This is a genomic window from Candidatus Cardinium hertigii, from assembly GCF_050864855.1.
GTDB lineage: Bacteria > Bacteroidota > Bacteroidia > Cytophagales > Amoebophilaceae > Cardinium > Cardinium hertigii_C.
The window spans coordinates 1-22,417 of record NZ_JBOZWW010000043.1 but is presented as its reverse complement, the minus strand read 5'-3'; the positions used below and the strand labels follow the sequence as shown (position 1 = coordinate 22,417).

At 36.6% G+C, this 22,417-nt stretch carries 19 protein-coding genes and 2 tRNA genes; 14 read left to right on the top strand and 7 right to left on the bottom strand.

What is annotated here, in order from left to right; genetic code table 11:
- A partial coding sequence (locus tag ACRRVB_RS01575) for a transposase (protein ID WP_432466245.1) occupies positions 1-260 on the bottom strand: 260 nt, incomplete at its 3' end.
- 120 nt (positions 261-380) lie between these two features.
- On the opposite strand from ACRRVB_RS01575, the gene ACRRVB_RS01570 reads away from it, so the two are divergent.
- On the top strand, positions 381-653 hold the full coding sequence (locus ACRRVB_RS01570; RefSeq protein WP_432466244.1) for a cation:dicarboxylate symporter family transporter: 273 nt from the start codon (positions 381-383) through the stop codon (positions 651-653).
- 148 nt (positions 654-801) lie between these two features.
- On the opposite strand, the gene ACRRVB_RS01565 is transcribed toward ACRRVB_RS01570, so the two are convergent.
- A tRNA-Arg gene (locus ACRRVB_RS01565) sits at positions 802-873 on the bottom strand.
- A 546-nt stretch (positions 874-1,419) separates the two neighbouring features.
- On the opposite strand from ACRRVB_RS01565, the gene lnt reads away from it, so the two are divergent.
- Entirely contained in the window at positions 1,420-3,084 is a 1,665-nt protein-coding gene (gene lnt, locus ACRRVB_RS01560; protein WP_432466243.1) for an apolipoprotein N-acyltransferase, read from the top strand.
- A gap of 56 nt (positions 3,085-3,140) precedes the next feature.
- On the opposite strand, the gene dnaG is transcribed toward lnt, so the two are convergent.
- The 3 genes from dnaG to ACRRVB_RS01545 all read right to left on the bottom strand — a co-directional run bounded on the left by dnaG (position 3,141) and on the right by ACRRVB_RS01545 (position 6,337).
- A complete protein-coding gene (gene dnaG, locus ACRRVB_RS01555) occupies positions 3,141-5,072 on the bottom strand; it encodes a DNA primase (RefSeq protein ID WP_432466242.1) in 1,932 nt (643 codons plus the stop codon).
- Between the two features lie 214 nt (positions 5,073-5,286).
- The gene (gene rlmB / locus ACRRVB_RS01550; RefSeq protein ID WP_432466241.1) at positions 5,287-6,054 is read right to left on the bottom strand and encodes a 23S rRNA (guanosine(2251)-2'-O)-methyltransferase RlmB; all 768 of its coding nucleotides are present in this window, start codon (positions 6,052-6,054) and stop codon (positions 5,287-5,289) included.
- Between the two features lie 210 nt (positions 6,055-6,264).
- Positions 6,265-6,337 (bottom strand) — tRNA-Met (locus ACRRVB_RS01545).
- Positions 6,338-6,447: 110 nt separating this feature from the next.
- On the opposite strand from ACRRVB_RS01545, the gene era reads away from it, so the two are divergent.
- Positions 6,448-7,359: a GTPase Era gene (era, locus tag ACRRVB_RS01540; RefSeq protein ID WP_432466240.1), complete on the top strand. Its 912-nt coding sequence runs from the start codon at positions 6,448-6,450 to the stop codon at positions 7,357-7,359.
- On the opposite strand, the gene yidD is transcribed toward era, so the two are convergent.
- Positions 7,341-7,592, bottom strand: a complete 252-nt coding sequence (gene yidD, locus ACRRVB_RS01535) for a membrane protein insertion efficiency factor YidD (protein ID WP_432466239.1) — start codon at positions 7,590-7,592, stop codon at positions 7,341-7,343. The genes era and yidD overlap by 19 nt on opposite strands.
- A gap of 313 nt (positions 7,593-7,905) precedes the next feature.
- Between yidD and mgtE the strand changes: the two genes are divergently transcribed.
- A complete protein-coding gene (gene mgtE / locus ACRRVB_RS01530) occupies positions 7,906-9,318 on the top strand; it encodes a magnesium transporter (RefSeq protein ID WP_432466238.1) in 1,413 nt (470 codons plus the stop codon).
- Positions 9,319-9,465: 147 nt separating this feature from the next.
- Entirely contained in the window at positions 9,466-10,740 is a 1,275-nt protein-coding gene (locus tag ACRRVB_RS01525; protein WP_432466237.1) for a dihydrolipoamide acetyltransferase family protein, read from the top strand.
- Between the two features lie 90 nt (positions 10,741-10,830).
- Here ACRRVB_RS01525 and cysS read toward each other — a convergent pair whose 3' ends face one another.
- Complete coding sequence (gene cysS / locus ACRRVB_RS01520; RefSeq protein ID WP_432466236.1) at positions 10,831-12,318, bottom strand: cysteine--tRNA ligase; 1,488 nt, start codon at positions 12,316-12,318, stop codon at positions 10,831-10,833.
- 141 nt (positions 12,319-12,459) lie between these two features.
- Between cysS and ACRRVB_RS01515 the strand changes: the two genes are divergently transcribed.
- From ACRRVB_RS01515 to ACRRVB_RS01475, 9 genes are all read left to right on the top strand, one after another.
- Positions 12,460-13,980 (top strand): Do family serine endopeptidase, encoded by a 1,521-nt coding sequence (locus ACRRVB_RS01515; protein WP_432466235.1) that lies wholly within the window; start codon positions 12,460-12,462, stop codon positions 13,978-13,980.
- Positions 13,981-14,094: 114 nt separating this feature from the next.
- Positions 14,095-14,631, top strand: coding sequence for an LPS export ABC transporter periplasmic protein LptC (gene lptC, locus ACRRVB_RS01510; RefSeq protein WP_432466246.1), 537 nt, complete (start codon positions 14,095-14,097; stop codon positions 14,629-14,631).
- Between the two features lie 15 nt (positions 14,632-14,646).
- Positions 14,647-15,753 carry an undecaprenyldiphospho-muramoylpentapeptide beta-N-acetylglucosaminyltransferase gene (gene murG / locus ACRRVB_RS01505; protein ID WP_432466234.1) on the top strand — a complete coding sequence of 369 codons (1,107 nt, stop codon included), beginning with the start codon at positions 14,647-14,649 and terminating at the stop codon, positions 15,751-15,753.
- 440 nt (positions 15,754-16,193) lie between these two features.
- Positions 16,194-17,537 carry a histidine--tRNA ligase gene (hisS, locus tag ACRRVB_RS01500; RefSeq protein WP_432466233.1) on the top strand — a complete coding sequence of 448 codons (1,344 nt, stop codon included), beginning with the start codon at positions 16,194-16,196 and terminating at the stop codon, positions 17,535-17,537.
- Positions 17,531-18,376: a metal ABC transporter permease gene (locus tag ACRRVB_RS01495; RefSeq protein WP_432466232.1), complete on the top strand. Its 846-nt coding sequence runs from the start codon at positions 17,531-17,533 to the stop codon at positions 18,374-18,376. The genes hisS and ACRRVB_RS01495 overlap by 7 nt, the downstream gene beginning before the upstream one ends.
- 74 nt (positions 18,377-18,450) lie before the next feature.
- Positions 18,451-18,795 (top strand): DUF3127 domain-containing protein, encoded by a 345-nt coding sequence (locus tag ACRRVB_RS01490; protein WP_432466231.1) that lies wholly within the window; start codon positions 18,451-18,453, stop codon positions 18,793-18,795.
- 388 nt (positions 18,796-19,183) lie between these two features.
- Entirely contained in the window at positions 19,184-19,822 is a 639-nt protein-coding gene (locus tag ACRRVB_RS01485; RefSeq protein ID WP_432466230.1) for a peroxiredoxin, read from the top strand.
- A gap of 107 nt (positions 19,823-19,929) precedes the next feature.
- Positions 19,930-21,429, top strand: coding sequence for an Npt1/Npt2 family nucleotide transporter (locus ACRRVB_RS01480; RefSeq protein ID WP_432466229.1), 1,500 nt, complete (start codon positions 19,930-19,932; stop codon positions 21,427-21,429).
- Between the two features lie 342 nt (positions 21,430-21,771).
- The gene (locus ACRRVB_RS01475) at positions 21,772-22,203 is read left to right on the top strand and encodes a redoxin domain-containing protein (RefSeq protein WP_432466228.1); all 432 of its coding nucleotides are present in this window, start codon (positions 21,772-21,774) and stop codon (positions 22,201-22,203) included.
- Positions 22,204-22,417 lie beyond the last annotated feature (214 nt).

Sequence of the window (22,417 nt, the reverse complement as noted above, 5' to 3'; positions counted from 1 at the left end):
GGGTTTTCTACCCATCTAACCACTACTTGTTCATCAGAAATATTATACATATGACTGATAATGAGAAGACCTATAATTAAACGAATAGGCAAAGGAGGTTGACCAGGTCCATAGCTAAAACCGCGGTCTAAATCTGATGCTAAGGAGTGCCAAGGAATCGAATCAGATAACTGGAATAAAGGATGTTTCGGGTTAAGAAAACTAGATAAGCGTTGCTCAAACAAACGTTCAAGGCTATTATTTATTTTCTTAGATTTCATCCTTATTTTGCAAGCTTTTTATACAAAACAACTCTAAAACTGGTTATTAACCAATACAAATTTAACCATTTATTTGCTGATTAACAAATAATTATACAGTATTTCAGGACCGACTATGTAATGCAGAACAACAATATAGAGATTACTACTATTACAATGTTAACCTGGATTATTGTAGCAACCATAGCGGCTATTGGAAATGCTGGTGTACCTATGGGCTGTTTTTTTCTAAGTGCTAGTTTGCTAACCAGCATGCAAGTTCCCATTACATTACTTAGCTTTATTTTACCATTTTATACTATGATTGATATGCTCGAAACGTCGTTAAACGTTTGGTCTGATGCCTGTGTAGTCATGGTAGTGAATAAAGATTTTTCGAAAGATGAAAAATAAATTTATCTAAATAGTCGGGTTCTGTCGGACCTATAATTGATGTGTGATTCGTAAAGGTTATTACACCTTTATTGTCTGATCAAGTTTAAACCTGACAGTATGTGATGATTAAACCGATATATACCAAAAATAATAAAATAGTATAGAGTGGTTTCGGCAGGAATCGAACCTGCATCAAAAGTTTAGGAAACTTCTATTCTATCCGTTGAACTACGAAACCCTTTTCCTGCTAATTTAGTCCATTGTTGCCTTTTTTTCAACTCTATAAGGATATATCTGGATTAAAAGTATCAAGCCTTCCATGCACTAGCAGATTAGGTTTTTTGTTAAAAGTTAATACATACGGTAAACAAAAAATAAAATATTGAGGCCGTTGCAATAGAAAATCACAAAGAATATTTTAGCTATTATTGCATATATTTTCAGTAAAATTCTGGATTTTTATGTCTTTTATAGGACATAAAACAACAATTACATAGCTATTTTTTTGTTTTTAGTACACTCTACTTTTCTATTGCAACGGTCTCATATTTACAATTTTTTGTCTATGGTTTTTATTTTACATATTGCCTACTGTATATTTTCTCTGAGGGCTGGATAATTGCAAGCGGTTAAGTAGTATTTATCCTATTAGCTTTCTTTCCTTTTTTGTAAATTTAGTCTGATCCTATTATTTATCAATTCTCGCAAACAGTACAATGGCACATAGGACCCTTCTCTATACCAGAAGATTTACCCAATTCACGCCCAATAATTTATAAAGTTTATGGCGCATCATTTGCTTTCTATTCAATATACTTTAGCCATGGATCGCATGGCTCTAAAGCGATTTCCCAAGCGTTATGTCTTCCTTCTAGTAACTTTGAGCAGTACTTGTTTTTACCTATCTTGGTGTTCTTTTTGGTTGGGTGGTTTATTATTTGTAGCTATTGTCCCGATACTCGGCATCTTTAAACTGCTCACTATCGCACCCAAACAAAAATATTTTTGCCTATTTTCAGTTGTTTGCACCCTATTTTTTTGGAATACACTAACGATTTGGTGGATTTATAAAGCTACTTTTCCTGCTTTTCTTTTTACAGCATGTTACAATACATTTTGTCTGGCTCTGCCTTGTTTTTTTTATTATTACATACGGAAATGGGGCAGACTATATATGGCCTATTTAGGATTGGTAACGAGTTGGTTAACATTGGAATATGCACATCTTTCTTGGGAATATTGGGAACTTACTTTTCCTTGGCTAAATTTAGGCAATGGATTCGCGGCGTTGCCACAGTGGATTCAATGGTATGAATATACTGGTGTACTAGGAGGTTCCCTCTGGGTTTTAATAGTAAACATTCTCCTTTATCATTTGTTGTTTGAAAAAGCAAATTTTATTCTATTCAATGGATGGTGTTGGGGAATCCTATTGCCTATAGCCATAAGTTTAATGATCTATTATGGTTATAAAGAAAAAGGAAACAATCTAGAGGCGGTGGTGGTTCAACCCAACTTTGATAACTATACTGAAAAAGATTATAGCGCTCCCTGCTTTATTCCTTATCCGCGTCAAATAGATCGATTATTAACCCTTTCTAAACAACAGCTTACGCCAGCGACTTCTTTAATAGTTTGGCCTGAGTCAGCAATCGATTGCTGGTTGGAAGAGGTGAAATTGCGTGACTATCTATTGATGCAACCTATATTTCAGTTTTTGCATACTTATACTGCTTTAAACCTTATAACCGGTATCACTTCTCGTTGTGTGTATGGTCCAATCCAAGCTACAAAAACTGCTCAAATAAGCAGAGGTGTATATGTAGACTACTTTAATAGTGTTTTTTATTTAAAAACCAGAGAAAAAATAGATATATATCATAAGCAAAAAAGATTGCCAGGTGGAGAATATATCCCTTATTTTCATCTTCTACCAGTACCATTATGTGCTTGGCTCAAACAAAAATTTATTGATATTGGAAATATAGATCCTTGTTTAGGTAAAGGGAATGAAACTAAGGTGTTTAAAATAGATGATGGCATAAACGTAGCGCCAATTATTTGTTATGAATTGCTTTATGGCGCTTTTGTAGGTAGAAGTGTCCAAAAAGGGGCCAATTTGTTTGCGGTAGTAACTAATGATGGTTGGTGGGGAAATACGCCGATATATCACGATTTTTTTCAATATACCCGCTTATTGGCTATTGCACACCGAAGGAGTGTGGTGCGGGCAGCTAGTACTGGTATTTCTGGATTCATCAGCCAGGGTGGAGCGGTAATAGCTGCCACAAATCGATTAGAAGTTGCTGCAATTCGGGGTGTAGTGTGCGCTAATAATCAATTGACTTTTTATAGCTTACATGGCGATTATATTGGTCGTATCGCTGCATGGATTTGTTTTATATTATGCTGTATCGTGTGGATCGTGCGATTGCAGCAAAAAGAGTAATGGCTAAAGGCCAATGTAGCTTTTCACTATAGGGGCAAATGGCTAGCCAGCCATTTTTATTGTGCAACCACTGTACCCAACTGTTTAGCGATTCGGCACTCTGTATCCTTAAGTGATTGGTGGACTTGTAATAGATGGATTTCTTCATCTGCAGATAACCCTTTTTTAAGTGCTTCTCTATTTTCTTCAATAAGCTCTTGTACCAAACGAATTTTTAGCCTAAGGATAACTTCCAAACTCATTTGATATACATTTTGGGCCTCTTCTGTAGTATAAATACTATATTTTTTGATCCAAGCTTCACTAATATCATGGGGGAAAGCGGTTACATCGATGGCTATTTTTCTAATGGTTGCTTCTGTACTATCCAAACAACACTGCATATCCACGCATCTGCTCTGCTTAAATACAGTTTGACAATAATCAAAAAGAACTTTGCAATCGGTAGATCTAAAGACTACATCTTCTAATTCTAATAGTATATATGCATACAATGGTTTTCCTTCCGCTACAGTAGTGGTACCATAGGTCAGCAGAATACGCATAATTTCCCGTTCATAGGCTTCAATACTTGCTGTGAGTTTGCTGATAAAAGGAATGTTTTTCCGGTCTAGGGATGGCCTATTTTTTGCGGTAGTATGGTGTTTGAAAAAAGTTTTTTTTTGTGGCCGTACTTCATTAGTTTGATGCTGTAATGTATGATAAGTGGTAAAAAGCACTGCTTCTTCTATAGAAAAGAGTTGGCTACATTTTTTAAGAAATAACGTGCGTGTTATTTCGTCTGGAATAGCTATAATGCTTTGCACCACTGCGCGTATGGCCTTTGCTTGTTCCACTGGATTTTGTTCAGTAGACTGGTTGAGTAGGACATTAGCTTTAAAGGTCACAAAGTCTTGAGCAGTGCAATGGATATAATGCTTAAAGCCATCTGTGCCTACTTTTCGTAGGTAACTATCTGGATCTTCTCCTGTAGGTAATAAGATGACCTTTACCTCCAATCCTTGCGCTAATAGTTTATCTATGCCACGAAAAGCAGCTTGAATACCGGCTTGATCGCCATCAAAAATTAGTGTAACCTTAGTGGTCAAGCGACGCAAAGCCTCTATTTGGGCTTCAGTAAGGGCCGTACCAGCAGAAGCGACTACCTCTTCTACACCTGCTTTATGAAAGGCCAATACGTCGGTGTACCCTTCTACTAGGTAACAGTGGTTGATTTGTTTAATGGAGCGCTTGGCAAAAGAAAGACCATATAATAAACTACCCTTTTGGTATACAGCGGTTTCAGATGAATTGATATATTTAGGACCATCTACAGCAGTAGTCATATGCCGTGCACCAAATGCCACCACTTGGCCTGAACCATTCTGAATCGGAAACATCAATCTCCCCCGAAAACGGTCATAAACTTTGTCTCCGTTTTGGATCACCAATCCTGCTGCAATCAATAGCGCTAAGCTGATTCCTTTCTCTACAGCAAAGGTATAGAATCCATCCCACCGATCAAGGCTGTAGCCTAATCCAAACTTTTTTGCTACTACAGATGAAATGGCCCGTTGTTCCAAATAGGGCAAGGCTACTTTAGCAGCTTCTGTATGGTTCCAGAGCAAATTTGTGTAATAATCTCTAGCTAAATTCAATAAGATATAGAGACTTTCTTTGGCGTTATAATCTTGCAAATCACCTGTATCATCTGCAGTTGGTGTGACCGGTATGCTATACCTTTGAGCAAGATAAGTAAGGGCTTCTACAAAGGAGACTCCTTCTATCTGTTGTATAAAGGTTATAACATCTCCTGCAGCATCACATCCAAAACATTTATAAAATCCTTTTATGGGCGATACTGAAAAAGAAGGAGTCTGTTCGTGATGAAAAGGACAACAAGCCCAAAAATTTTGTCCCTTTTTTTTAAGGGGGATAAAATCAGCAATTATTTCTTCAATACGAGCGGTACGCTGGACGAGTTGAATGGTTGATGGACTAATCATCATAGTAGATTTGGGATGAATGCATATACAATACAAACTAAAGCCATCTAGAATATCTTTTAACTGATAGTAGTCTACTTAAAAGATTGAGAAAGGCTTTCTGCCTAGAAACTTTCCAAAGGAGCCTTTTTATGCTTTTTAAGTGGCAATGCGATCAGATGACTAAACGAAAAATTGTTAAAATTAATTTAATCAAGAGATATCTGTGCACAATATATTATAAAAATCGCTGCCGAAATACTTCGTAAAGGATTATACCAGCTGCTACCGAAACATTAAAAGAAGCAATAGGGCCTTGCATGGGAATACAAATATGATGGGTAGCTATACTTAAATGTTTTCTAGCTATCCCTACCTCTTCTCCACCTAAAATAAGTGCAATAGGCAGTGTACAGTCTACTGTATGCAGTACTTCCTTGGCTTGGGTATCACAAGCCAATATATTTAAGCCACTTTCTTGTAAATAATCGAGGGCCTTTCGCAAATCAGTTACGCGACAGATGGGCAATGTGGCTAGGGCACCTGCTGAAGTTTTCATAGCCGCACCTGCTAACATAGCACTACCTTTCGTAGGTAAAACTAAGCCATCGACTCCCATACAGAGTGCGGTACGGGCAATGGCACCTATATTATGGACATCTGTTACCCCATCGAGTACAACGATTAAAGGCACTTTACCTTTTTCAAAAGTAGCTTGCACCACTTGATCTAAAGGGGTGAACCCAATAGGTGATAAAACTGCTACAACACCTTGATGGTTGCCGCGGGCCATCCGCTCTAACTTTTGAATGGGCACATAGCTAAAAGGAATTTCATATTTGCATACAAGGTTGTATACATCCTTTGCAGGTGCGATTTTATTTTTTTGAAAAAAAACTTTTTCAATGGTTCGGCCTGCACGTATGGTTTCTATAACGGCCCTACAGCCAAAAATAAAGGTTGATGAAGTAGCAGATGCTTTTTTATTTTTAGCAAAGGAAGACATAATAACCGTATAACCGTAGTTTTAAAGAGTAGCTAATAGCCTTACGCATAGGAGCCATACAACACTTTAATGCATTGAGATTAAACGCTGGCACAACCGCCCCAGCAGCTTATCAGTAAGGCTGACTACAGCAGCAAGTATTTAACTGGATTAAAAATGTTTGCCAACCAGCATCCATATAATAAAGAAAAACAACTAAAGAAAGGAAAGTAGCGGGGATAGGACTCGAACCTATGACCTTCGGGTTATGAGCCCGACGAGCTACCAACTGCTCCACCCCGCGATAAAAGTTTTATGGAGTCAGGCAATGAAAAATGATTTAATTTTTATTAGATTGCTTGAACCAGTACAAGTTTATATATTTTTTTGTAACATTGCAAATATATTATTCTTATGCATGCAGACAAAAGCGATTATAAATCTGGTTTTGTAGCCATTATGGGGAAACCTAATGCTGGAAAATCTACCTTAATGAACCTACTAGTAGGTGAACGTTTGGCGGTTACCCATTCAAAGGCACAAACGACCCGTCATAAACTACATGGCATCGTTTCTGAAAAAAACTTTCAAATTATTTATATAGATACGCCAGGCGTTATTACACCTGCCTATCCCCTTCAAGTTACCATGATGGAGGCTGTAAAAGTTGCTCGTTCAGATGCCGACTTGATCATCTGGGTGGTAGATGTAAAAGATCTAGTCCTTCTTCCATGGGTTGATGAAAACTGTAGTAAAAAACCAATTATATTGGTATTGAATAAAGTTGATTTAATTACAGCCAATCAGCTGAATGAGACAATAGCCTATTGGCGCAACCATAAACCAGGAGTACCGATTGTACCTATATCAGCGCTAAAAAAAGAAAACATAGACCCCCTTGTGCAACAAATCATTGAACAATTACCCAACCATCCTCCTTATTATCCAGAAGAAACCCTCACAGATAAACCTGAGCGCTTTTTTGTACAAGAAATCATACGTGAAAAAATTCTAGACCAATACCGCCAAGAAATACCCTATAGTGTAGAAGTAGCAATAGACTATTTTAAAGAAACCGATCACTTGATTAAAATTCGATCTATTATACATGTAGAACGTCCTACTCAAAAGGGGATTATAATAGGTCAAAAAGGAGATGCATTGAAAAAGCTAGGAATGGCAGCCAGGGAAGCATTAGAAAAGTTTTTTCAGAAGCAAATATTTTTAGCACTGCACATAAAAGTTACGCCAAACTGGCGTAAAAGTCAATGGTTGCTAACAAAATTTGGTTATCCAACCAAAAAAAATCAATCTAATGGATCGTAGCCACTACTTCCCCAGGGATGACAAGAGAGGAGCCTACGTAGGGTAAGCAAGGCCCCTTTTCGAAGACCATATTTAGTAAATGCTGCTTTTGCATAAAAAGAACAACTAGGGTAAAAGCGGCACATAGGAGGCAACAAAGGGGCAATGCAATACTGATAGATACCAATAAAAAAGCAACAAAGCCGCCTAAAAAATCTGGAAAATAGATCTACCCATTTGAAAAATTGTTTCATAATGAATAAATATAAATAAAAATACTTTTGAATTCAAAAGTTCAATTGCTCATATTATTTACAGAATCCTTTCAAAAGACTTTTATAGATTTATAATCTACTTATTGGTAATTTACTTCAGATTCTCTTAACTTTACCTTTCGTTAAAATCTGCTTCTTGATGCTACTTGTGGCTAAAATATCTGGAGCCTATGTTTTAGTTTAAGGTTTATATCTTTTTGTTTATGATATAAAGCCTTTGGCTGTTCTCCTTCTTTTAAGGTTTTTAGCAATCTATTTTCTCATCTAGGATTGTTAAACATGGTTGTACCATATGGAACCAAAAACTGAGATTATGAAACTAAAAGGAGAAAATAAGTTTTTTAAGTGGATGCGTTTACTCAAACAGCAGCAAGAGAAGCGTCTGGTCTATTGTTTGGAACATGCGTCGCCTATAGAGGTAGCTGAGTTCTTAGAAAAACAAACTTTTGATTTGGTACGGACAATTTTTAGCAATTTGTCTATTCCACGACAGGGAGAAGTATTTGCGTTATTTAGCGATAATGCGTTGCAGATGCAACTCTACTATAGTATTCCTAAAAGCATTTTTGCAAAAATTTTCTCCTGTATGCCTTCTGACTTGCGCGTTGATTTTTACCAACGATTGAGCAATAAAGAACATGTCCATTTACTTCCTTATTTAAGTAGAAAGATTAGGGAAGATGTGATTATGCTAAATGCCTATTTACCCGATACGGCAGGAGGTATAATGAATACAGATTTTGCTACAGTCTTAAATTCAATGACGATAGAAGAAGCTATCGATAAAATCCGTGAGGATGCACCTTCTAAAAAAATGCTTTATTACATCTATGTAGTAGATGATAAAATGCGGTTAGTGGGTTTTGTTTCTTTAAAAGATTTGGTGATGCATGCTCCAAGAGAAAAAATAGAAACGATTCTTAAGGTCAATTTTGTATATGCTACTGTTGATGAAGATCAAGAAATAGTGGCTAAAAAAATTGAACAATATGATTTAGTTGCCATCCCTATTCTAAATCAAGAAGGACAAATCGTAGGTATTGTAAGTTATGACGATGCCATAGCTATTATCAGAGCAGAGCAAGTTGAGGATATGGATCGCTTTATGGGTATTACTTCAGAGGAAGATACCCCTGGTTATCTAAAGGTTTCTACGTTACAACACCTTAAAAAAAGAATCAAATGGATTGTATTGGTATTTATGGCCAGTATCGTTGGCCATGCTTTTATGCATGCTAAAAGTTCTTTCTTTACCCAGTTTAATTTGATTTTCTATTTGAGTATGATTACAGATACTGGAGGAAATGTAGGCAGTCAAGTGGCTTCTGTAGTACTACAAGCCTTAAATCGTGGCCAAGTGTCACTATCTGATTGGGTTAGGATTATTTTAAAAGAATTAAGGATTGCCATCACATTGGCTTCTTTGTTATTTTTTCTTACCTATATTAAGTTGTTTGTAACTTCTAGTCTAGACGCTGATACGAATAGGTCTTTCCAGGTAATGTTTGTAGTGGCGTTAAGCATTGTTGTGCAAATTATTTGTTCTGCTTTTATAGGAGCAGCTTTTCCATTGGCTGCTAAATACTTTAATGGAGATCCTGCTGTAGCAGCTAATCCTATGATTAATATCACAGTGGAAATATTGGGTATCATAATTTATTATGTTATAATCTATTGGTTGATTAATCCGGTTGGTAGTATTTAGTCTTGTGTAAAAAATAGTTGTCTAGTGCTTTTTAAGGTTACCAATATAGTTTGAGTGGCTACGAAACTGCCTAATAGAGCAGCTACTATTGATCAAAGCCTTAAAAGTAAACGAGCGTTAGGTTTAAACTTTTTAAGAACCGTTTATATGTCTTTAATAACGCTTTACTTGCCTAAGATGGGGGAAAGTGTCATAGAAGTTATAGTATTGGATTGGTGTATACAAGAGGGAGAAGTCGTTATCGAAGGTGCACCCCTTTTAGAGGTTGCTACAGATAAAGTAGATGCAGAGATTCCTGCCACTTATACAGGTACAATTAAAAAATTATTGGTAAAGAAAGGAGACGTATTGGCCATTGGCGCACCTATCGCTTTATTAGAAGTAGACCATGTAGATGTGCTACCTGTTCTACATGAATCATCCTTTGAAAATGCCAATCCTTCGTTGGCAGCTACCCCCCGCCATGTAGCGCCTAGTGTTTTGGCTATCCATCCTTTTAAAAAAGTAAAATTAAGTCCTTTGGCCAGCCATATTGCTCAAGTAAATGCCATTCAAGCAGATGAACTAGCCAAATTAGCCGGATATACTCGGGATCATCGGATTACCAAAGAAGTCGTTCTGAACTATATAAACAAACGCCTATCCATCCATACTAATAGTTCAGAGCGCCCTCTATTTTATGAAACGCTTACCCCTCTAGCAGGCGATGAAGTGGTACAAATGGATCGCGTTAGAAAGTTAATTGCAGATCGTATGGTGCAATCTAAGAAAATTGCCCCCCATGTTACCTCCTTTATACGTGCCGATGTAACTGAACTTGTTTCCTGGAGGCAACAGCATAAAACTTCTTTTGAAGCAAAATATGGTGCTAGATTGACCTATAATCCTATTTTTCTAGCCGTAATCGCACGTGCGCTTCAACTATTTCCACTCCTGAATGCGGTAGTTGTAAACGATCAGATTATTAAACGCAAACATATTAATATAGGTTTTGCCGTAGCCCGCTCAGATGGAAATCTATTGGTTCCTGTAGTCAAACAAGTAGAACAGCTTGGTTTGGTTGCATTGGCGCAACAAATCGATGCTTTGATTGATAAAGCACGCAACGGTACCATTATGCCAGATGCATTAACGGGTGCTAGTTACACTATTTCTAATATTGGTTCTTTTGATAATCTGATGGGAACCCCTATTATCGTGCAACCACAGGTAGCCATTCTTGCATTAGGTCTTATTGAAAAACGTCCTGCTGTGGTCCATGTTAAGGGAAAGGAAACCATAGCGATTCGCCATGAACTGTTTCTATCCCATACCTATGATCATCGAATTATAGATGGCGCCATAGGAGGGGGATTTTTAAAATATTTGGCAAAAGCATTGGCCTCTTTTGTAGCCGAGATAGAGACCTATCCATTTATATGAGTAACTGAATAGCTTTACTTTCAATGGTCTATCTCTTAAGATTTCCCACTGGTGTTGTTCTTTAAATGCACGTTATGAGAGCTCTACAAACTATTCGTATGCCCACCGTATGCCATTGGGCTGGTCTTGTATCGCAATCCCCATTTTATGCAGCGAATGGCGTATAAAATCAATTTGATGGTAGCGCTTTTCTGCTTTGGCCTCTTGGTAAATGGTTTGTATCATTTCCATCATTTGATCAGTAGTAGCTTCATGTTCTTCTTTTAACCCTAAGAGGTCTATCATAAAAGTAGCATAAGTACTACGCAATTGGTTGAATGCCGCTGTTGAAACAGATGCATCACATAGTGTTCCATTGTGCCATCCATTGATTTTTTTTAATAGTTTAAATAAACCCGCTAAAATTTTTGCCGTATTGAAGTCATCGTTTATGGCCCTATAGCAAGCTGCACAATCTTCATAGATCGCTTCATCTAATGTACCATTTTGAGTAGATAAAGCAACTGTTTTGTCATTGAGCTGAGCAAGCAAATACCAACCATTCATTAATTTACGATATCCCTGATGCGCAGCTTTTAGCCCCTCTACGGTAACAGAAAGTGTGCTTCTATAATGGGCCTGTAGTATAAAAAAGCGTAATGTCATAGGACTATAGGGTTGATCTATAGCCAAATGTTTACCCGTGAAAAATGCATCTAATGTAATAAAATTACCCAATGATTTACCCATTTTGACCCCGTCAATTGTAACCAAATTATTATGGAGCCAATAGGTAGCTAAATTCGTTTTTAAGGCAGCCTGTGCTTGGACTATTTCACACTCATGATGTGGAAAAAGCAAATCCATTCCGCCTCCGTGTATGTCAAATTGTTTGCCTAAATATTTTGCCGACATGGCAGAGCATTCTATATGCCATCCAGGAAAACCCTCTCCCCATGGAGAAGACCAACGCATCATATGCATAGGTGTTGCTTTTTTCCATAACGCAAAGTCTACTGGTTGTTTTTTATCTATTTGATTGGCCAACGCACGTGTTCCTGAGCGAGCCGCTTCTATAATCCTTCCTGAAAGTTTTCCATAATGCTCCATTTGGTTGTATTTGGCTAGGTCAAAATAAACCGATCCATCTACGATATAGGCAAACCCATTTTCGATAATCTTTTCAATCATAGCAATTTGCTCTGGAATATGTCCACTTGCACAGGGCTCAATGCTGGGAGACAATACGTTAAGCTGTTGCATATTGCTACGATAATTATTGGTATAGCGTTGCGCTACTTCCATAGGGCTTACCGCCTCTAGCTCGGCTTGCTGTTGTATTTTGTCTTTCCCTTCATCCAAATCTCTTTCTAAATGGCCTACATCTGTAATGTTGCGTACATACCGCACTTTATAGTTCAAATGTTGTAGATAACGGAAAATTACATCAAAAGTAATAGCTGCACGTGCATGACCTAGATGAGGGTTCCCATAAACAGTGGGACCACATAGATACATGCCCACAAAAGGCGGTTTAAGTGGCTGAAATACTTCTTTTTGTCTAGTTAGGCTGTTGTAGATCCGTAATATTTGATGCATATTTGTATAGGTCAAAAATATTTTACATTTTTGCTGGCGTAGGTCTGGTCGTCTTTATTGGTAGGCCAGTTGCATTAGTATACCTTGCCTTTCTAAGGCACAGGCAAATCATAATTGTAAAAATACAAAAATAAAATCGCTATGTACGAACAGCTTAATAAGCATACCGCAGTTAAAAAATTATTTGGCACTGCTATTATCGTTATAATGGGGTTGTGGTTGGTTGCTCCTTATGCAGGAAAAAAAAGCTTAGATCCGGTTGCGTCTGTTCAGCAAGTTAATATTGTAGAGCCTACTCAACCATTACAAGATAGGCTATCCCTACCGGAAGGTAAATCTCCACTACCTCTTTTACCTGATTTTACCTATGCTGCTAAAGTAGCCACACCAGCCGTGGTCTACATCAAAGCCTCTCAGAATCGTAAAATCCTGAAACGAGAAGCTATTACACCATTAGAGCAATTTTTTAAACAGTTTTTTGGAGAAGGATTATTGATTCCTAGGGAATATGAGCAGCAACCTCAAGTCTCTACTGGTTCTGGGGTGATTTATACCAGTAATGGATACATTATTACCAATAATCATGTAGTGGAGGGAGCAGACCATATCGAAGTCACCTTACATGATAATAGATGTTATAAAGCAAAATTAGTTGGTGCAGATCCTGCTACAGATTTAGCACTTTTAAAAATTGAAGCATCTAATCTGTCTACTTTGTTATTAGGTAGTTCGGATAAATTAGAAGTAGGAGAATGGGTTTTGGCAGTCGGTAATCCATTTAATTTACATTCTACGGTTACCAAAGGGATTGTAAGTGCCAAATCTAGATGTTTAGACGATAGTGGCAAATTAGGCATTCAATCTTTTATTCAAACCGATGCGGCCATCAATCAAGGTAATAGTGGTGGTGCATTGGTCAATCTATATGGGGAGTTAGTAGGTATTAATACAGCTATTTATATAAATAGGTCACTTTCTTTTATAGGATATGGCTTTGCTATACCTTCTTCTTTGGTAAAAAAAGTAGCTGATGATTTTATTCAGTATGGTGCCGTACAACGTGTACTATTGGGTGTAGTTATTGACGATATGAATGCTGAACGGGCTACAAAATTGGGCTTAAAAGCAACTACTGGTGTCTATATTCATACCGTTCAAGACCATAGCCCTTGTACAAAGTTATTGCAAAAAGAAGATGTGATTATACAAATCAATAGCCGCCCAATTCATAAATGTGCAGATTTACAAGAAGTAATAGGTTGTGCCAAACCAGGTGATCAGCTTACCGTTATCCTATATCGTAAAGGTAAAGAAAAACGCGTCAATCTATTGTTAGAAAAAGCACCTGATGTCATACAAGTAGTACTAAAAAATAATATATTAAAGGTGGAAGGTGCTATATTTCAAAATATAGATGAGAAAACAAAAGCGAAATATAAGCTTACAGGTGGAGTGCTCGTGCAAGAGGTTACCAAGGGTAAATTTAAAGCTGCTGGCCTTAAAAAAGGCTGTATTGTACTGGCTTTTGATAAACAACCTGTTAAAGGTGTAGTGGGTTTTGCTGAAATAATTCGAAGTACAAGAGCAGAAGCCTTACTCATACAGGTCTTGGACCCTAATACGGGGGAGGTCAGTTATTTAGCAGTTGAATGGGCCAAATAGGCTACTGCCCATCGAGCGCAATAAAGTCCTGTTGTATTTTGTATATAGGGTATGGTTGAGTACAATAATCAAAAAAAAAATTTTACTAATTTTGCGTATCGATCTAATTATTTGATGGTACAATTATGTCTTGCTCTAATCGGCTTGTGTGTGCCAGCCTATGCTGAAAATGATGTACTAGATGACGTCCCTTTATTGGAAACCATTCATTTTGAGTTATTGGGTACAGATTCTAATGGTAGGTTACAGGTTACCATTAAAGCACATGAGATGTGCCAATCCCAAAATGGAAATGTCACCTTAACAGATGATGTAAAAATCGTTGTACTAAGCAATACAGTAGATCAAGAAGAAGGGCCTATTTATATTCAGGCCAATAAGCTTTTTTACAATAAAGAACAAAACCTCTGTATCATAACAGGAAATATTCTCGTTAGTCTCCCAGAAAAACAATTGACCATCCAAACGGAACAGTTGTCATACGATATGAAGCAAGAAATAATATTTACAGATTTACCTATTGTAATAGCACACAAATCCCATGAGTTAAAAGGGGTTGGTTTACGTGCTACAAGGGATTTAACCCAGTATACGATTACAACGCCTAATGGCACAGTAGAGATCAATCAAGCATCTGTTCTAAAGGATTAATTCATTATACTATTTATGCGTATTTTGGTCGGTTGTGGAGGTACAGGCGGACATATTTATCCTGCTATAGCTATTGCCGATGGCATTAAGAAGCAAGTTCCAGATGCAGTTTTCTTATTTGTAGGGACAAAAAAAAATAGAGAAGTGGGCTCGGTAGTTGCTGCTGGTTATCCCATTGTGCGAATCAGTATAAAAGGGTTGGTAAGAAGTAGCATTATTAAAAACCTATTGATCCCTTTTATACTTTTAAAAAGTTTATACCAAGCAAGGCGTATTATTAAATCATTTAAACCTGATTTAGTTATTGGAACTGGAGGATATGCCTCTTTTCCTACATTATTTGTAGCCGCTATGCAAAAAATTCCCACCCTTATTCAAGAACAAAATAGTGTAGCTGGATTAACCAATAGATTGCTTTCCAGATGGGTAGTCAAAGTTTGTACAGGTTATCCAGATGTTATTTTCCCTTGTGCAAAGGAAAAAATAGTATATACAGGTAATCCCATACGTTCCTCGCTTTGTACTTTCCAAGAAGACCGTATGGATGCACTTGAGTATTTTAGTTTTTCTGCCTTTCAAAATAAAAAATGTCTGCTTGTGGTTGGTGGCAGTGGAGGTGCAAATATATTGAATACAACAATGTTGGAATGGAAAGATCACTTGTCTAACTTGGATATACAAATTATATGGATTACAGGTAAGCGGTACTTTGAGCCTATTAAAAAAGCAATGAATGATTATGGTTATATAAAATGTTATCCCTATTTAAGCAATATGGAAATGGCTTATGCAGCAGCGGATATTGTTGTTTCCAGAGCTGGTGCATTATCTATTGCAGAGCTTTGTGTATGGAGGAAACCCACCATTTTGGTCCCATCATCTAATGTGGTAGAAGATCACCAAACTAAGAACAGTTTGCCATTGGCCCATGACGGAGCCGTTATACTTATTACAGATCAGGAATGTCCTTTTCTACTCATACCTAAAATAGTAGAATTATTTAATGACGAAGCCCAACAGTTAAAATTAGTCAAGCAAATGGAACCTTTTACAGCATCACATGCCAACGCTCAAGATAAGGTAGCTGGACTAGCACTTGATTTGGTTAAACTGAACCGTTGATAAACCAGATGCGCTTGCATCTGTAGCGAATCATTTCTTCTAGATTTCTATAGCTTAAGAAAGTTATATTTTATGTGGACAAATAACGACAAAATTACTTCCGATGGTCAAGAAAATTCTTTTAAAATAGGGCCATTATCTTGGAGTAATGACAAACATGGTCACGGATTTTTAAATTTAAATATCCAAATAATCTTTTTTAAACAAACGCGATAGAGCCTTATAAACTGTTGTGAATAATCCAATCATCATGTAACTTAGTATTTGTCGCAGTTTTGATCCTTTAGGTTATCTATGCTATATAAAACTTCTATTAAGAGAGGAGCCTATAGTAGTTGACTTATCTATTATACTGCGCCATATTTTTTATAATTTGGAAATACATTGTTCACCCGTTGGCAAAAAAATAGATGGCTATATTACCCACTCTTGTAAAAGGTATGCGCGACTACAGCCCTCTTCAGGTGTGCCGTCGCAATTATATTCTTTCTATCATTCGGTCTATTTATGCCCTGTATGGATTTGAACCGCTCGAGACGCCTGCTTTGGAAACCCGGGCTACGCTTACAGGGAAATATGGTCAAGAAGGAGAACAGTTGATCTTTAATGTCCTTAAATCTGGTAATTTCTTAGGAGAAATGGCTGCAGCCATTTCTCCTACAGACTATAGAAAATTAAAACCGTTAATCAGTGATAAAGGACTCCGATATGATTTAACCGTTCCTTTGATGCGTTATGTAGCAGCCCATCAGCATCAAATATGCTTTCCTTTTAGACGCTACCAAGTACAACCAGTATGGCGGGCAGACAGACCGCAAAAAGGCCGTTATAGAGAGTTTTTACAGTGTGATGCTGATATTATTGGGAGTCCCTCTGTATTGTGTGAAGCTGAGATTTTAAAACTAATCTATGATATAAGTAGTCGCTTAAGGTTAGAAAATTTTTGCATCAAAATCAACCATAGAGGTGTACTATCCGCTATTACTGATCCAGAAAAAGAAACCTTATTTTGCACCATTGTAGATAAATTAGAAAAAGTTGGTTTTCAACAAGTGATGACGGCATTGCAAGAAGCAGATTTTAGTGGTGCAACCATTGCATCATTTTCTTTATTACAAAATTTTAAAGGGAACAATGCTGAACGGTTGATTCAATTACAAACTGCTATTGGCCACACTGACCAAGGATCCAAGGCCATTAACATATTGACCAATATACTAGCACACACCCATATGCTTGGTTTGCCAGAGGGGGGGTGCGTTATTGAACCAACGCTAGCAAGAGGATTAAATTATTATACAGGGCTCGTTATGGAATTAACTATAGCAAATAGCCTTGTAGGAAGCCTAGGTGGGGGAGGTAGATATGCCAATCTTGGCAATCTATTCGGGGCGACTGAATTGGTTGGAGTAGGATTTTCCTTTGGCATAGATAGGCTTTATGATATTATGGAAGCACAAAATCTTTTTCAAGGCATTCCTACTTTTAGTACGGAAGTATTGTTAACCAACATAGAAGAAAATGGAGCCACACAACTGCTTCATCTATTGTGTCAATTGCGTCTACATGGATTTCAGTCAGAGCTATATCCTCAACAAGTAAAGATTAAAAAACAATTGACCTATGCCCATAAAAAAAATATCCCTTTTGTGATTATACCAGAACAAGCCGTATCTGTTCACCACTGTTATATACTAAAAAATATGCAAACAGGCGTACAAAACAGGTATAGTTGGTCTGAACTTTGTGATGCATTAAGAACCGCTTTAGCAGCAAGATGTTAGCTATGGATGTACTCTGGACCATTATGATTGCTGCGTTAGCCAGTATAAATTGTGCCTTAGTAGGCAGCTATTTGGTATTAAGAAAAATAGCCATGATGGGAGATGCGATTGCCCATTCAACCTTACCAGGGATTGTATTGGCACTTCTAATCACTGGATCTAAAAATTCCCCTGTACTAGTTGCTGGAGCCGGTATAACTGGTATCCTGGTTACCTTTCTTATAGCATTTTTAGAAAAAAAAATAAATATACAGGCAGACGCTGCTATAGGGATTAATTTTACCTTTCTTTTTGCTTTAGGTGTTGTTTTAATCTCTTTTTTTAGTAGAAAAATAGATTTGGACCCAGAATGCAGTCTATATGGAGAACTGGCAACCGTGTCACTGGATATCTGGCGCACCAGTAGTGGTATAAATTTAGGACCTAAACCATTTTACATCTTATTGGCAGCGTTACTAGTCAATTTAACTTTTCTCATTATTGGTTATAAGTACCTATTTGTGACTACCTTTGATCCACAATTTGCCCAAAGCATTGGAATCCATACGACCCGTTGGCACTATTGTTTAATGGGTATTACTTCATTGACCACTGTTGCTACATTTGAAGCAGCAGGAGCCATTTTAGTAGTTGCGCTTTTAATTGTTCCAGCTGCAAGCATGTATTTGGTTACAAAATCTCTTAAACGTTTGTTATTTTACAATATATTTTTTGCTATAATAACCTCTTTTAGTGGATACTATATCAGTTTCTGGTTGAACAGTGCTATGGCGCCTACAATGGTGACCATATCAGGGCTATTATTCTTAGGTTCTTTTGTATATTCCAAAAATAATTAAGATAATCACAAGTAAAATGCACCATGCAGCGTTGAAGAAAGTACTAATTTTTATTTATTAAACCTATAAATACCATGCATATAACTGGAAAATTATTTGAAATTGGTCCGCCACAGCAAGTGTCTGAATCATTTAAAAAAAGAAACTTTGTAGTAGAATATATAGAAAACCCGCAATATCCAGAATACATCTCTTTTGAATTGATTCAAGACAAATGTGATTTATTAGATGGATTCACCGAAAAAGAAGAAATAACGGTTCATTTTAATCTACGTGGCAGAAAATGGACCAATCCCGAAGGCGTTGTAAAATATTTTAACGCTTTACAAGCATGGCGTTTAGAAAAAGGCAATAAATTAAATGATGTTGCTGTATCTAATCCATCTCTTGGTGATGTAGAAGATGATCTCCCGTTTTAAGTTACTTTTTCGCCATTTTTTTACCATTTACATTCTTTTTTTAACAAAAAGCTAGCCAAGTAACGGTTTAGTTAAAATAATTTATTAATTTGATTTTAAATATAAAATGTAATATTCGTGATGCCTGTTGGCCAGAAATGGGTTAGGTAATTAAATTATTTTAACCCATTCACTTGTTTGTTAAAACAACCTTTCTCTGGACGATGTACTGAAATTATAATTCTGTTGTTAATTTTTAAACTTAATAGTGCAGTAATAAGATTATTTATTAAAAAAAAGTATAAATTTGCAATGTAAGCCTATGCCTTATATAGGTTGCTTAGCATTGATAGGCTTAGAAAGCGTAAAACGTTAAATATAATTTTTACATATTAGTAGTATATATATCGTGCATTTACTAGGAAAAAAGGCCCCTGTTTTTAAGGCGCCTGCTGTTATAGATGGTAAAAATGTTACAGCTAACTTTTCATTGGACCAGTTTTTAGGAAAAAAAGAAGTGCTGTTTTTCTTTTATCCAAAAGATTTTACTTTCGTTTGTCCAACTGAATTATTGTCTTTCCAACGCCATTTACCCCAATTTATAGAACGCAATGTAGCGCTGGTAGGTTGCTCCACTGACACAGAAGAAACCCATGCTGCTTGGTTACGTGCCCCTAAGACACAAGGAGGTATTCCTGGCGTAACCTATCCATTGGTTGCAGATACCAGTAAGACTATTGCTTCCAACTACGGTGTATTAGGAGGTGATTGGAGCTATAATGAATACAACCAATTAATTTTCACAGGCATGCCTATAGCCTACCGAGGAACGTTTTTAATTGATAAAGAAGGTTTTATACGCTATATGGCCATCCATGATTTACCACTGGGTAGAAATATCAATGAAATACTACGCATCATTGATATGTGGCAACATGTTATTCAATTTGGTGAAGTTTGCCCAGCCAATTGGGCAAAAGGCGATATAGCCATACAGGCTACTCCTGAGAGCGTGTCTAACTATTTAACCCTAAATACAGAACTATGAAAACAGTATGATAAATATTTTCTAAAATTATTTTAAAACAGGATAAAGTATCTAATCCACTAAGTAGTTTTCTGTATGCTTTATATTTTAACTAAATTAAAAACACAATGACCACAAAAAAAGAATTTGGTAATATACGTGGGATGATGTTTCCCATTCATAAAAGTGAGCTACGTAAATTTTTACCAATGGCTTTTATGTTTATTCTTATATCTTTTTGTTATTCGGTTACCCGTTCCCTTAAGGATATGAATATGATGAAAGAAGCCAATGCTACCGCTATTTACTGGCTAAAAGCAGTAGCCATTACCCCTAGTATGATTTTTTTTACTATTCTTTATGGAAAAGTTAGCCGTTCTACAGGAAGGGATGGTAGATTTAATGCAGTTATGATCTATTTTTTTACTTTTTTTACCCTTTCACTGCTTTTTTTACTTCCACAAAAAGAGGCTTTGCAACTCAATACTTTCTCTAAAATGATGGAAGCAAAATGGCCAAACCTTATAGGGTTATGGGGAGCCATTTGTCATTGGCCCATTTCTTTGTTTTACATTCATGCTGAGGCTTGGGGGACTTTTGCACTCAGTGTAGTATTTTGGACTTTTGTAAATGAGATTACTGGTGTAAATCAAGCTAAACGTTTTTATAGTTTCTTAAGTATATCTGGTGCTATTGGTAGTATCCTAGCTGGATCGATTCTTAAACTGGATAGTGTTCGTACCAATTTTGATCAAAGTTTACAATTTGTAATTATAGCTATTGTTTTGATTTTGATCGTATACAACTATTTTACTTCAGATATAAAAGCTAATCCAGCTTATTACCAAATTGAAAAAAAAAGTAAAAAAATAAAGGTAAAAATGTCCTTTATGGAGTCTATAAGCTTCTTAGCGAAGTCTAGGTATCTGACATTGATTTCGATATTGGTAATCGGTTACGGGTTAATGATTGCGCTTTTTGAAGCGGTACAAAAAGCCCAAATTCAAAAATATGTACAAATAACTGGTGACGATACCATTTATGCAGAAATATATGCGCAACAGCAAACTGCAGTAGGTATTATTGCAATTGTAGTAGCACTTTTTCTTGCCACACCTATACTAAAAAAAGGATGGAGGTTTGCCGCATCTGTTACACCAATTACTGCATTGGTGATGACACTTTTATTTTTTGCCTTTCTTCGTTTTGGTAGTGCTTTAGATGAATTTTTGAAAAGTATCCACATAACTGCTTTGTATATGTCTGTTCAGATAGGCATTTATAATGTTGTTTTGATTAAGTCTGTTAAATATGTTCTTTTTGATCCAACTAAAGAAGCCGTCTACATTCCACTAGATGAAGAAACCAAGGTGCGTGGTAAAGCAGCTGTAGATGGCGTAGGTGCTCGTTTGGGCAAAAGTTTGGCATCTGTATTGATTACTAGTATGTCTACATTGTTTGGTGGTGGAGGTATTGAGAATGTTCGTACGCCTATTGTGCTGATTATCATAGCTGTGATTATACTTTGGTTACTAGCTGTTCGTACTTTAGGAAAATTAAAAGTAGCAGCTGAGGAAAAATATAAAGCAGAACTTGCAGAAGCTAATAAGGTAGTTGTAACGAACTAGATGGGTAAAGTCCTAATCAATGGATAGAAAAGGCTGGCGTTTAAATCAAATGCCAGTCTTTTTTTATTATACTTTTTCGCAGAAAAATTACGTTATGCTTTTTGTTTGATCCTATTTTTAGGATAGCTGTATTGTGCCAACTTTAATAAAAAAAATAGTTTGTACAGAGATCCTGTTTCAGTTTGCCGAAGCTGATACGGGTTGTATAGCGGAAAAAATCCTAAAGCATTAGATCATCTTATTGCTATTTTACCTTTTTTGTTTGCATAATTGTTCCTTTAAGGTCTAAAAGAATAAAAGCAACAAAACGTTAGTTTTATTTTTTAATTTTTACTACATACCGTGCATTTTTTAGGGAAAAAAGTACCTATTTTTAAAGAGCCCGCTATTGCAGGTGATGGGCCCTTCGAAACTGAATGTTTACTAAATTCGTTTGTAGAAAAGAAAAACGTTGTTTTTCTCTTTTATACAAAAGATCTGACTTTCCCCTGGCCTACTAAGTTATTGCCCTTCCAGCAACATGTACCCCAATCTATACAAGCCAATGTAGCGCTTGTGGGTTTGCGCTATCGACCCATAAGCAACCCATCCTGCTTGGTTTTATCTATCAAAAGCAAAAAAAAGTACTACCAGCGCAACGATCTATTAATCGAAGATACCAGCAAGACCATTGTTGCCAACTATAAGGTCCAAAGAGACCATCTTATACACACTCCTATGCCACTACGCTTGGGAAGCATATCCAATTATTTAATCTTAAGTAGTCGGTCCTGAAATACTGTATAATTATTTGTTAATCAGCAAATAAATGGTTAAATTTGTATTGGTTAATAACCAGTTTTAGAGTTGTTTTGTATAAAAAGCTTGCAAAATAAGGATGAAATCTAAGAAAATAAATAATAGCCTTGAGCGTTTGTTTGAGCAACGCTTATCTAGTTTTCTTAACCCGAAACATCCTTTATTCCAGTTATCTGATTCGATTCCTTGG

Bases quoted from the DNA above. Each gene is read 5' to 3' on its own strand.
- ACRRVB_RS01570 (WP_432466244.1), top strand. From the start codon at position 381: ATGCAGAACAACAATATAGAGATTACTACTATTACAATGTTAACCTGG.
- lnt (WP_432466243.1), top strand. From the start codon at position 1,420: ATGGCGCATCATTTGCTTTCTATTCAATATACTTTAGCCATGGATCGC.
- dnaG (WP_432466242.1), bottom strand. From the start codon at position 5,072: ATGATGATTAGTCCATCAACCATTCAACTCGTCCAGCGTACCGCTCGT.
- rlmB (WP_432466241.1), bottom strand. From the start codon at position 6,054: ATGTCTTCCTTTGCTAAAAATAAAAAAGCATCTGCTACTTCATCAACC.
- era (WP_432466240.1), top strand. From the start codon at position 6,448: ATGCATGCAGACAAAAGCGATTATAAATCTGGTTTTGTAGCCATTATG.
- yidD (WP_432466239.1), bottom strand. From the start codon at position 7,592: ATGAAACAATTTTTCAAATGGGTAGATCTATTTTCCAGATTTTTTAGG.
- mgtE (WP_432466238.1), top strand. From the start codon at position 7,906: ATGGAACCAAAAACTGAGATTATGAAACTAAAAGGAGAAAATAAGTTT.
- ACRRVB_RS01525 (WP_432466237.1), top strand. From the start codon at position 9,466: ATGTCTTTAATAACGCTTTACTTGCCTAAGATGGGGGAAAGTGTCATA.
- cysS (WP_432466236.1), bottom strand. From the start codon at position 12,318: ATGCATCAAATATTACGGATCTACAACAGCCTAACTAGACAAAAAGAA.
- ACRRVB_RS01515 (WP_432466235.1), top strand. From the start codon at position 12,460: ATGTACGAACAGCTTAATAAGCATACCGCAGTTAAAAAATTATTTGGC.
- lptC (WP_432466246.1), top strand. From the start codon at position 14,095: ATGGTACAATTATGTCTTGCTCTAATCGGCTTGTGTGTGCCAGCCTAT.
- murG (WP_432466234.1), top strand. From the start codon at position 14,647: ATGCGTATTTTGGTCGGTTGTGGAGGTACAGGCGGACATATTTATCCT.
- hisS (WP_432466233.1), top strand. From the start codon at position 16,194: ATGCGCGACTACAGCCCTCTTCAGGTGTGCCGTCGCAATTATATTCTT.
- ACRRVB_RS01495 (WP_432466232.1), top strand. From the start codon at position 17,531: ATGTTAGCTATGGATGTACTCTGGACCATTATGATTGCTGCGTTAGCC.
- ACRRVB_RS01490 (WP_432466231.1), top strand. From the start codon at position 18,451: ATGCATATAACTGGAAAATTATTTGAAATTGGTCCGCCACAGCAAGTG.
- ACRRVB_RS01480 (WP_432466229.1), top strand. From the start codon at position 19,930: ATGACCACAAAAAAAGAATTTGGTAATATACGTGGGATGATGTTTCCC.